The sequence below is a fragment of the Aestuariivivens sediminis genome (assembly GCF_022662105.1).
Taxonomy (GTDB): Bacteria; Bacteroidota; Bacteroidia; order Flavobacteriales; family Flavobacteriaceae; genus Aestuariivivens; species Aestuariivivens sediminis.
The window spans coordinates 777408-789787 of record NZ_JAKMCP010000002.1 but is presented as its reverse complement, the minus strand read 5'-3'; the positions used below and the strand labels follow the sequence as shown (position 1 = coordinate 789787).

Here is a 12380-nt window from a genome sequence, read left to right as displayed (position 1 = left end):
TTAGAGATGAGAAAATTTAAGTTCTTAATTATTGTGGTCCTGTTAGTTGTTGGGTGCAAAAAAACAACTCAATCTAAGCATGATATTATCCGTCAAACGGTACACGAAAGCCTGAAGACCGAAAAGTACCGTCCAAAATTCCATTTTACACCAAAAGCTAATTGGATGAATGATCCTAATGGTTTGGTGTATTATAATGACAATTACCATCTATTCTATCAGTATTACCCTGATAGTACCGTTTGGGGACCTATGCATTGGGGACATGCAAGGAGTAAAGATTTACTGAATTGGGAGCATAGACCTGTGGCCCTGTATCCGGATAGTCTGGGGTATATTTTTTCAGGAAGTGCCGTCATAGATAAAAATAACAGTTCTGGTTTTGGTCAAGATGCCATGATTGCCATGTTCACCTATCATGATCCCATAAAGGAAAAAGCAGGGGCCAATGATTACCAAACCCAAGGGATAGCCTACAGTACTAATGAAGGTGAAACCTGGACAAAGTATGAGGGCAATCCAGTAATAAAGAATCCGGGTATAAGGGATTTTAGAGATCCGAAAGTATTTTGGAATGAAGACCTATCCAAGTGGCAAATGGTTTTGGTAGCTAAAGACCATGTTCAAATTTATGAATCTGAGAATTTAAAGAACTGGACGAAAATAAGTGCCTTTAGATATGCAGACCATCCACCTCTTGGTGTGTGGGAATGTCCGGATTTATTCAAGCTTAAAGTAGCAGGAACAGATGAGGAAAAATGGATCTTAATTATAAGTCACGGAGGAGAAAGTGGGCCAAATGGAGGTTCAGGAACAAGGTATTTTGTAGGGGACTATGACGGTACAACCTTCACTACAGAACAAGAGGAAAGCCAGTGGATCGATTATGGAACTGACAATTATGCCGGAGTAACGTATAACAATACACCTAATAAAAAGCGCCTATTTATTGGATGGATGTCCAACTGGAACTACGCCGTAGTGACTCCTACTGAAACTTGGAGGAGTGCTATGACTTTGCCAAGGGAATTACTATTAATCAAAAAAGACAATACATACTTAGTCAAGAGTAAACCAATAGTTGATTTTGAAAGCCTGTTAGTAGATATTCCTGAATCTGAAATTTCAGGAAGTGTTCCAACCAACTTTAGATATGATCGTTTACAACAAAGCGTAATTTCTTTTGATACGGAATTGCAAGGTGCTATGGCATTTGAATTGTCCAACACTATTGGAGAGAATTATAAAATAGAATATAACAGCGATAATGGGGTGTTTTCTATCGACAGGAGTGCGTCGGGTCATGTAGATTTTAGTGATGCCTTTAAAAAAACTTCACGTCAAAACATGAATATAGGGCAAAGAACCAATCTTTCCATTACCATTATTCTAGATGCATCTTCAGTTGAAATTTTCATAGATGATGGAGCGTATGTAATGACTACACAAGTATTTCCTAACGAAAATTACACCCACTTTAAGACCTACTTAAATCAAGATACTACGATAAAAAACTTTAAGATTAAAAAGGTCAAAGAAATTTGGTAGTATATTACGAGAACAATAATGTTTAATACTTGGATTTTAAAAACAGGAATAGCCAGGTTAAGCTTGTTGTATGATTTGGTTTTTAGAGGCAATTTCAAGACTCCGAAATCCATGCCAAGAGAAGCCAGGTTTTCTGAGGATCTTTTTTAAACCGTATAAACATTGGAGGATACAAAGGGTATTTTTTGTTTTCTTCAACAGAGGATTATTCCAGGGCTACCCATCTGTAAAAAGGTCTAATACAACGTCCAAACCTATTGGCGGCATACCTGTTTAACATGTGTCCCGGAGAAGCGAGTCCCAACAGGATAAATGGGGATCGATACCATGGCTAATCCATAGAAATCGTAAAAAATTCACTTTGATTACCCGTCCGGTCAACGGCGGTGATCCCAACTTGATCCAGCAGTTGCGTCTCGTCATCCTGAGTCATAAAGCGATAAGAAGTTACCCCTTGATTCAGAATCCTGTGTTCCCAGGGCATGTTCTTAAATTTAAAATACAATACCCATCTGAACACCTCCCTTTCCCTTGGATGACTCCATGATATCACCCGCACATCCTGTTCGCTATGAATTTGAAGGGAAGGCCTTTCCGGGGGGATATTATCTAACCAGGGTGAGGAAGGTACTAAAGCCGTTTCGGCATAAGGGCCTTTAATTAAAGCATTCGATATCGTATCCTGTCTAATCAATGGTCCTATACTCCAATGAATAGCGCCATTGCTCTTAGGCAACATGCCACGTGTGATCATGATTTGGTTTACGGTTTCGTCGGGATTGCTGTCTTTTGTTCTACTTTGTATTCTTAGGCCCGGCCAAAGATGTCTTTGCTGACTATTTTGATTTTGCCACCAACCTAATAACACCGGGAAGCTTTGGTCTATTTGATTTATTTTCCAATACAATTGAGGGGCGAAATAATCGATCCAGCCTTCATTTAACCAAAGCTTGGCATCGGCATACAATTTCTCGTATTGATCATACCCTTTTATGGATTCAGGATACCCCGGTCGCCAAATCCCAAAAGGACTAATTCCAAATTTAACAAAGGGTTTTACGGCCTTTATTTCCGAATACACTCTTTTTACAAAACGATTGACACTCGCTCTTCTCCAATCGGCTTTAGCGAGGGTTCCTCCGGAATCCAGATATTTTTGCCAACTTTTATCATCCGGGAAGTCCTTCCCATTGTTATAGGAATCGTAAGGATAAAAATAATCATCAAAATGAATCCCATCAATATCATATCTATGCACAAGATCCAATACAACCGCTAAGGATCGATCTTGCGTCCCTGTTAAGGAAGGGTCCATCCAGTACATGCCATTTTCCAGTTTCACGACCAATTCGGGATTCGTTTTTATAATGGAGTTATTGCTGATTGCACCACCTTGGGTGTGGTGGGCCCTGTAAGGATTTAACCAGGCATGCAGTTCTAAACCTCTTTCATGAGCAGCCTCAATCCAAAAGGTCAGGGGGTCATAAAATGGTTCGGGAGCTTGACCCTGTATCCCGGTAAGATAATAGGACCATGGCTCTAAGGGGCTTTGATAAAACGCATCTGCTTGCGGACGTACTTGAAATATCACAGCATTGAAATGATGTGCTTCTAAAAAATCCAATAAGTTTAGGGCTTCCTCTTTTTGTTCCTCTACAGACAAACCCGGTTTGCTGGGCCAATTAATATTAGCTACAGTAGCCACCCAGGCCCCTCGGAATTCCTCAATGTGATATGGTGTTTTGGGATCCCACGGGATCTCATGATCCAACTTTTTGGAAGGTGCTTCAGCGGTTTTGCCCACATAAACAGGATCCTTTGAAGGATGACATCCCCCTATGAAAAGAAGAACAACTAAAACAGCAACAACATTCCTAGATATACGCATAATTTGATTTCACTTTTATCATTTAAGGTCACTGGCGACAAGGTTCCCAATTCCTTGGTGTTTTAACCTGTGAATCACCTTGTATTCCATAGATTAGAATGGCCTAAGTTTCTGGATTTTCTATAAAGTTATTATTTTTAATTGTAAAGTAAGAGCCTCTGGATTATCGAGAACGATATTTATATAATATAATTAAACCAATTAAGAGTTTTAATCGTTTAGGGGGATGGACCTTTTGTATGATTAATTGTTTGGTATTATCAAAAAAAAACCGGACAGAGTACGTATGTATACTTTTGATATTCAGATTTTATTAGGGGTTCATGCGTTGATTTTTTTAATATATTTATCCCATAATGACCGCATCTTTTAAGTATATTATTGTTGCCGGATTATGCATGGTGTCGTTTGTTGGAAAGTCTCAAAGCGTTGATTTTAAAAAACTTTCCATAAACGAAGGGCTACCTCATAGCGATGTTACCAGTATAGTTCAAGATTCCTTGGGATTCATGTGGTTTGGAACTTACAATGGGCTGTGTAGGTTTGACGGTTATGAAACGAAGGTGTTTCGCTATAGCCAAGATGATAATAATAGTATCAGTAATAATCGAATTCTTTCCTTATTATCCGATTCGTCCAATAATTTATGGATTGGAACCGAATTGGGTGGGCTAAACAAATTAAATCTTACCACCCAGCAGTTGCAAAGAATGCGATATGATTCCCTTGATGACAATAGCATTAGTAGTAATCAGGTTACTGCTATTTTCGAAGATTCAAATGGGACCATATGGGTAGGGACTAACAAAGGGTTAAATGAATTAAAAAATGATGCTTTCAAGCATTATCTCAATCCCAACACCCTGGTAAATACGATAATCAGTGATGGTAAGGATGTGCTTTGGATAGGAACAGGTGAAGGACTTATTTATTTTAATACCAGAACCAAAAGCCATTTGTTTTATGGATCTGTTCAATATGGTACTGTGAATGCCATTCTTCAGGATCGTCTTCATCCTAATATTTTATACTTGGGGATGGGCTCGGGCCTGTACCAGTTTGATAAATTGACTAAAACCTTTACCAGAATGCGATCCGAGGAAGTGCTTTCCGTCTCTTACGACCATCGAAGTAATATTTGGTATGGTACAAGAAATAATGGCGTCTTTAAGTTGAGTACTACCGGAGAGGTGGAGCATTACCAAAAAAATAAAATGCTGGCACAGAGTTTAAGTAACAATGAAGTCTCATCGCTTTACGAGGATTATTCCGGAGTCTTATGGGTGGGTACCTTAGGTGGTGGAGTTAATCAATACAATACGCGGCAAAAAAAGTTCAAATTATATAAAATAAGACCAGACCAAGAAAATACAATTAGTAGTGACGTTATTATATGTTTTAATGAGACCAACGATCATAAATTATGGATTGGGACAAGAGGTGGCGGGTTGAATGTTTTGGACCGAGACACGGGGAAGTTTCATGTTTTTGATAGTTTTAGAAGTGATAATGACCTGGATTGTAATAATATTTCTGCCCTTTATCACGACGATAAAAACAATCTATTGGTAGGAGCATGGGGTGGATTGTTCTTGCTGGATCCAGCAGCTCAGAAAAACATAATAACAAAAAAACAACCAGCCTATATCGATCTATTGTCAAAATGGGATATTGAACCCGTGAGTATCTTTAAAATAGCTATGGATAGCGATGGCCATGTATGGCTATGCACGCACCATGGACTTATCGAATTTATTCCTGATGAGATTGGCTCCTATGAAAAAGGAGTCATAAAGCGTTACAGACAAAGCGATGCTTATGAATCCATATCCGATGATAGGATAACCGATATTATGATTGAACATATCGAACACGACACAAAGCTTATTTGGGTAGGATCCAGAAATGGTTTAAACCGAATGATCGTAAAAAATGATACGTTAACATCACTACATAAAATATATCACGATCCGAAGAAACGTAATGGATTGAGAGCCAATTATATCTCCTTTCTTCATAAGGATAGTTCAGGACATTTTTGGGTTGGTACCCTTGGAGGGGGACTCAATAGAATGACTAGTGGAAGAAGTAGTACTGAAAATGAATTCACATTTGAAGCCTATACCCAAAATAACGGCCTTGTTAATAATGATGTTGAAGGGCTATTGGAAGATTCAAAAGGGAACCTCTGGTTGTCGGGGGAAGGCATTACCAAATTTAATTATCAAAACAATACCTTTAGACACTATACCGTCGAAGATGGTTTACAAAGCAATTCATTTAAGATCTGGGCGGCGTTTAAGAATGACAATGGGGAGTTGATTTTTGGGGGAATCAATGGATTTAACATGTTCAATCCCGATAGTATTGTGGATAATCCCATACCGCCTAAAGTATGTATAACAGAGTTAAAAATCTTTAATAATGATGTGGAACCATACGAAAAAATTAGTAATGAGGTCATTTTATCAAAAACCATAAGTCATACAGGACGTATAGCATTAAAGCACAGTTTGAACAATTTTACCTTAGGGTTTTCAGCACTTCATTATACCTCTCCACAAAGTAATAAATTTAAATATAAGTTAGAAGGAGCGGATGAAGATTGGACCATGGCCTCGGGGGACAAACGTTCGATTTCCTATGCTAACTTGAATACGGGAGACTATACCTTGAAGGTCATGGCCGCTAATTCAGACGGGATATGGGGCAAACCTATTAGTATGGATATAAATATTTGCCCTCCATGGTGGTTATCTAAATTCGCCTATGCAGTATATGCCCTCATGATTATTGGCCTGCTATTGCTTTTTAGAAAATATTCATTGATCCGGGTTCAAGAAAAGAACAGGCTTCAGTTAGAGGGTGTATTACGTAAACAGGAAGAAGAAGTAAATCAAATTAAACTGCGCTTTTTTACGGATATTTCCCATGAAATTAGAACACCGTTGTCCCTTATAGTGGGACCAATTAAAGAGTTGGTTGCCGAAAGTAATATAGGGATGAAGGTTCGAAAAAAAATAGCTTTGGCGCATCGCAATATTAATATGCTTATGCGATTAACAGATGAGATCATGGATTTTAGTAAATATGAAAAGGGTCAAATGGGTCTGCATGCTGCCAAAGGAGACCTTGTTTCTTTTATTAACGAGATCACACTCTTTTTTGAGCATATAGCTTTACGCCGAAAAATCACCTATTCTTTTAGCTCCAATGAGAAGGAAATATGGGTATGGCATGATAGAAACAAATTGGAAAAGGTAATTTTCAACTTATTAAACAACGCCTTTAAATTTACGCCGGATGAAGGCGAAATAAGCGTTCAATGTACTAAGAATGAAGAAGAGCGTACGGTTGAGGTGGCAGTTTACAATAGCGGAATAGGGATTCCGGACCATGAAATCTCACATATTTTCGAACGGTATTACCAGATCGATAACCACACAAAACATACAGGATCGGGTATTGGACTGTCGTTAAGTAAATTTATTATTGAGCAACACAAGGGAAAAATTTGGGCAGAAAGTGAAATGGATAAGTATGCCGTTTTTAAATTCACCCTCCTTCTTGGCAAGGACCATCTTGGGGAACATGAGATGGTTTCGAAACACTTTGAATCGGAAAGACCTGAATACTACCATCCTCAGCAACAACTGGTGCTTCAGGAAGATCAGGTATTCATTGGAGAGGATGGAGGCAAAAGTAATATCTTGGTAGTAGAGGATAATGATGATTTAAGACGCTACATTAAAGATAATTTATCAAAGTATTTTAACATATATGAAGCCAATAATGGAGAAGAAGCTTTAAATATCACCTCAAAAAGAACCTTCGACCTTATTATAAGTGATGTCATGATGCCAAAGATGGATGGTATTATGTTGTGTAGAAAGTTAAAGACTTCAATAAATACAAGTCATATTCCTATAATACTACTAACAGCCAGGACATCCCTAATCTATAAATTAGATGGCTACAGCACTGGGGCAGATGACTATATCACGAAGCCATTTAATATTGAATTACTTGTGGTCCGAACCAATAACCTTATCAATTCCCGCAAAAAGCTCCGTGAAAATTTCAAAAAAGATTATTTAACCGAACCACAGCATGTTACGGTTACCTCTTTGGACGAGAAAATATTGCAAAAATGCCTGGATAGCATAGAAAATAATATGTCTAATACCGAATTTAGCGTCGAAGAGCTGTGTATGGATGTTGGTTTAAGTAGGTCTCAGCTATATCGAAAAATAAAGGCCTTAACCAATTTGTCGATCAATAATTTTATTAAAACGGTAAGGTTAAAACGAGCAGCGCAAATTCTTGGGCAGGACAATTCCTCCGTTGTCGACGTTATGGATAGCGTTGGGTTTTCGAATAGTTCCTATTTTACAAGATCTTTCAAATCTGAGTTTGGATGTACTCCTAAAACATATAGAGCCAAATTTAGCAAATCAAAAAAGTAACTTTATTTTCCCCTTATTGGCTATCTAAAACACTGCATTTTAACCGTTTAATCAAAAATGAACATTGCGTGTCAATTTATGATTGATGAGTGTTATATTATTTTTCCTTCCCAGGTTAATTTTAGGTGTACAGGAATGGTGATGCATTCCAGACGAAATTAACTTAACAACTAAACTAAATATTATGAAGCGAAGTTTACTTGACTTTTTTAAAAAGTTATGCCTTATTATGGCACTATTTTTAGTCCATTCATGCGATGAAGGTGGAGTCGCGGAAGGACCACGAAAAAAAGAATTTTTGTCAAGGATCTCAGCAGATAGGGCTGTAGTTAATGATGACATTATATTTACCGATTTATCATTAGGAGCCGTAAGTCGCAGTTGGGTATTTGAAGGCGGAGATCCTTTAAGTTCATCAAGCCCTGAGGTCTATGTTAGTTTTCCCGAAGCGGGGATAAAAAACTGTTCTTTAGAGGTAATTTTCTCAGATGGTTCACAGGAAACCCAAAATTTCACTATTGAGATTTTACCGGAACTAGTGGCAAGTTTTACCTATGCTGAAACCGGAGCGAATATTCCAATTCAATTTACAGACACCAGTGAAGGAGAACCTGATGGATGGTCCTGGGTGTTTCCGGGTGGTACGCCAGCGACTTCTACCGAGAGAAACCCTATTGTTACTTGGCCTTCAGAACGGGAAGTCACCGTATCCTTAACGGTCTCCAGATCTTTTGATGACATTACAACGTCTTATGAAATACCTGTTTCAATAGGGCCACCTAATTTATGGACATCAGAAGCACAAGGATTTGAACACCCCGATTCTCCGTTTTGGTGGCAAACGTGGTTAGGCGGAGGAGGTTGGCCTGCGGGTAGCCTGACTACCGTATCGGGGGGCGCAAACGATTCTGCTAATACCGCCCGAATAGCTTATCCGGGGGGAAGTACCTGGAATATGATTACGCGTGATACAAGAGCGCATAACGCTGCAATTTACAAGGGGAAAACCTATAAAATAAGCTTTTATATAAAGGCACAAACCGCAACGACAATCGCTTTTGTCCGATTTGCCAACCAGATTCCTTCTTGGTGGCCAGACGCTTGGAAAAATGGCGATCCCGATCAAGGGTTTTACTCTCAAGGAATTTATGGCATAAATGTAACGACGGCCTGGCAATACCATGAAGCTCAATTTACAATAAATGACTTACCATACGATGTAGGATTAAACACATTTCCCGATATTGAGTTGAGCGGACCGGTGTCTCCAAACGTCATTTTCATTGACGAAGTCAGGTTACAACAATTAGACTAAATACAAAACCAACTTAAAATATATTTTATGAAAAATTTAAAAGAAAAACTCTTTTTCTGGAGTTTTATAATGTTCACTATACTCTTATCTGCTCAAGAAGTAACCATAACAGGTAATGTGTCAGATGCTTTGAGTGAAGCCCCATTATTAGGAGCTAACGTTCTTATTCAAGGAACGAATAAAGGGACAGTAACTGATTTTGATGGTGGATACACGATCAAAGCCAGCGTAGGTGATGTGCTCGTGTTTTCATATTTAGGATTCCAGGAATCCACAATTACCGTTGGAAATAACACGACTATAAATGTTCAGCTTTTACCAGGGAATGACACCTTAAATGAGATTGTTGTAATAGGTTATGGAACATCTACCCGAAAGGATTTATCCGGATCGGTGGCCTCCATCAAGCCCGAAACTTTTGAAGAACGCCCCATTACTACGATTGAAGATGCCTTGCAAGGGAATGCAACAGGACTTTTAATTCAAAGTAGCAGTGGGCAACCGGGAGCAGCAGCCAATATCAATATTAGAGGTATTTCATCTCTTACAGGTAATACGCAACCACTTATCGTTATTGATGGTTTTCCAATATTTGAAGTTAATACCAGTGGTGGTGGTGGCCTGGAACAGTTTAGCGGACAAATCAGCGCCTTCTCATTTATTAACCCTAACGATATTGCGTCGGTTGAAGTTTTAAAGGATGCTTCTGCAACCGCCATCTATGGGAACAGAGGAGCCAACGGGGTTATCTTGATAACAACTAAAAAAGGGAAAATCGGTGCGCCAAAGGTAAACTACAGTTCTTATTATGGTGTTCGTGATGTTCAGGGATCCTACGATGTCATGAATCTTTCCCAGTATATTCAATATCAACAAGAACAAAATCCCACTAATCAGCTTTACACCAACTTGGAAGATAATACGCCCTATGAATTTGATGAGAATATGAGGTCTAGAAATTGGCAGGACGAAATCTATAAAACAGGGATTGTCCAAAGCCATTCCATATCGGTTCAGGGAGGTAATGATATGACAAGATACTTGCTCTCTGGTTCTTATCTTGATGATGAATCGATTATCATTGAAACTGATTTTGAAAAGTATGACCTCAAACTCAGTTTGGATCAAAAACTGCGTGAAAATGTAAAAGTAGGAGCTTCCCTGAGTTATAACTATATTGCAAATAATGGGGTGCCTACCGATGGTAGGGAAGGTACTGCATATGGTGCGGTTATGGGTGCGTTTATAGCCTCGCCACTTCGCTTGGATGAGGATACGCAAGCCTATTTTAGAAGGGCAGGGGTTCAACAGGTTTTACTGGATGATTTTACGAATAATTATTTAGGGGATCCTGAAAATCTTGCCAAGAACACACAATTAAATAAGAACTTAAGCAGATTTATCGCCAATGGCTATTTAGAATGGGATATTACCAAAAAACTAAATTTAAGGGTAAGTGGTGGTGTCGACATGTTTAATGGCAAGGATCAACAGTATTATCCCAAGAACACACCGTCGGGATTTCTGGTATTCGGCAGGGCGATTGTAGCCTCATTTCTTAACAGGAGCTGGATCAATGAAAATATCTTCACATACAAAAATCAATTCGGAGAGGACCATAAACTGGATTTAGTGGCCGGAGCAACCATACAGGACAGCCACTTTGAATTTTTAAGAACAGAAAATGTAACTTTTGCCAATGAGCTTTTGGGATATAACCAGCTTGCCTCTGCGGCCGAATTCAGAAACATCTCCAATGTTACGGATTTAAAATTAATAGGATTCTTATTGCGTGCAAACTATACCTTTAAGGATAAACTGATTTTAACCGTAAGTGGAAGACGAGATGGAACCTCGCGTTTTAAAACCGATAAGTGGGGTAATTTTTACTCTGGAGCCATTGCCTATAATTTGGCTGAAGAAGATTTTATGAAAAAGATCAAAGATATTTCATTGTTCAAGTTACGGGCAAGTATAGGTGAAACTGGTAATGCCAATGTATCCACACTGGGGGCATTTTCCCAATTACGAAATACCAATTATAATTTTAATGATAGTGAGGTTCCCGGACAATCACCGGCTAATTTGGCTAATGAAGATTTATCATGGGAAACGACTCAGCAAATCAATGCCGGAATTGATTTGAGCTTGTTCGATAACAGGATCTCCCTTACGGCCGATTATTATATCAAGAAAACAAAAGATTTAATACTTCAAACACCCATCCCCAATGTAACCGGGTTTGATTTTGCTTTCCAAAATATTGGAGAATTACAAAATTCTGGAATAGAATTTTCACTTAGTACCATTAATGTTAAGACACCAAACTTTGAATGGAGAACCAATTTCAACATCACTTATGGGACTAGCGAAATCAATGACTTGGGTCAAGGAGGACAACCTATTTATGTAGATCCTAATTTTGATAATGTTATTAAAGATGAAGTAATCCTGGAAGAAGGTGGTGAAATAGGAGCCTTATTTGGTTACATCCAGGAGGGACTTTATCAACCTGGAGACTTCGATTCTTCCGGGGATCTATTGGTTCCGGGGCGCGGTGTTGGAGAACAACCCGGCGATATAAAATTCAGGGATGTCAATGGAGATGGCATTGTTAATGCCGATGATAGAGTGGTTATTGGAAACACGCTACCGGATTATTATGGAGGGCTTACCAATACCTTTAGTTATAAGGGCATAGATTTAAGTGTTATTCTCCAATACTCCATTGGTAATGATGTATTTCATGCCACCAGAACAAGAACGGAGCGATTCATCGGAGGGGGTAGCAACCAATCTACTAAGTACCTTGATCGATGGACTCCAGAAAACCCTACAAGCACGCAATATGCGAGGTTTAATTCTTTGGTGGCTGCTTCAACATTTGTAGAGGACGCCTCCTTTTTAAGAATTAGGAACATTAAATTGGGGTACAATTTTCCAGCTTCCATTACCGATAAGTTAGGTTTGAATAGTTTGAGATGTTATGTTTCGGCAGATAATTTAAAAGTATTTACGAAATATACAGGGTACGATCCGGAGGTAAGTACCAACCAGGGGGATGGTAGTAGAAGCTCTGTGCTTTCCAGTGGATTTGATTATGGTGCATTCCCAAGATCTCGAACCATAACCTTTGGTTTAAACCTTGATTTTTAAATTAAAA

General features: G+C 38.7%; 5 protein-coding genes. 4 read left to right on the top strand and 1 reads right to left on the bottom strand.

Features of this window, described 5'->3' with window-relative positions; all coding sequences use genetic code 11:
• The first annotated feature begins 6 nt into the window (after positions 1–6).
• Positions 7–1548 carry a glycoside hydrolase family 32 protein gene (locus MR054_RS07615; RefSeq protein ID WP_242157276.1) on the top strand — a complete coding sequence of 514 codons (1542 nt, stop codon included), beginning with the start codon at positions 7–9 and terminating at the stop codon, positions 1546–1548.
• Positions 1549–1879: 331 nt separating this feature from the next.
• Here MR054_RS07615 and MR054_RS07610 read toward each other — a convergent pair whose 3' ends face one another.
• On the bottom strand, positions 1880–3436 hold the full coding sequence (locus tag MR054_RS07610) for a glycoside hydrolase family 10-like protein (RefSeq protein WP_242157275.1): 1557 nt from the start codon (positions 3434–3436) through the stop codon (positions 1880–1882).
• 356 nt (positions 3437–3792) lie between these two features.
• Here MR054_RS07610 and MR054_RS07605 point away from each other — a divergent pair, with 356 nt between their 5' ends.
• The 3 genes from MR054_RS07605 to MR054_RS07595 all read left to right on the top strand — a co-directional run bounded on the left by MR054_RS07605 (position 3793) and on the right by MR054_RS07595 (position 12373).
• Positions 3793–7902, top strand: a complete 4110-nt coding sequence (locus MR054_RS07605) for a two-component regulator propeller domain-containing protein (protein WP_242157274.1) — start codon at positions 3793–3795, stop codon at positions 7900–7902.
• 229 nt (positions 7903–8131) lie between these two features.
• Entirely contained in the window at positions 8132–9217 is a 1086-nt protein-coding gene (locus MR054_RS07600; protein WP_242157273.1) for a PKD domain-containing protein, read from the top strand.
• Positions 9218–9244: 27 nt separating this feature from the next.
• Positions 9245–12373 (top strand): SusC/RagA family TonB-linked outer membrane protein, encoded by a 3129-nt coding sequence (locus MR054_RS07595; protein WP_242157272.1) that lies wholly within the window; start codon positions 9245–9247, stop codon positions 12371–12373.
• Positions 12374–12380: the final 7 nt, after the last annotated feature.

Excerpts from the sequence above, each read along its gene's own strand:
- MR054_RS07600 (WP_242157273.1), top strand. The coding sequence starts at position 8,132 with ATGGCACTATTTTTAGTCCATTCATGCGATGAAGGTGGAGTCGCGGAA.
- MR054_RS07595 (WP_242157272.1), top strand. The coding sequence starts at position 9,245 with ATGAAAAATTTAAAAGAAAAACTCTTTTTCTGGAGTTTTATAATGTTC.
- MR054_RS07610 (WP_242157275.1), bottom strand. The coding sequence starts at position 3,436 with ATGCGTATATCTAGGAATGTTGTTGCTGTTTTAGTTGTTCTTCTTTTC.
- MR054_RS07605 (WP_242157274.1), top strand. The coding sequence starts at position 3,793 with ATGACCGCATCTTTTAAGTATATTATTGTTGCCGGATTATGCATGGTG.
- MR054_RS07615 (WP_242157276.1), top strand. The coding sequence starts at position 7 with ATGAGAAAATTTAAGTTCTTAATTATTGTGGTCCTGTTAGTTGTTGGG.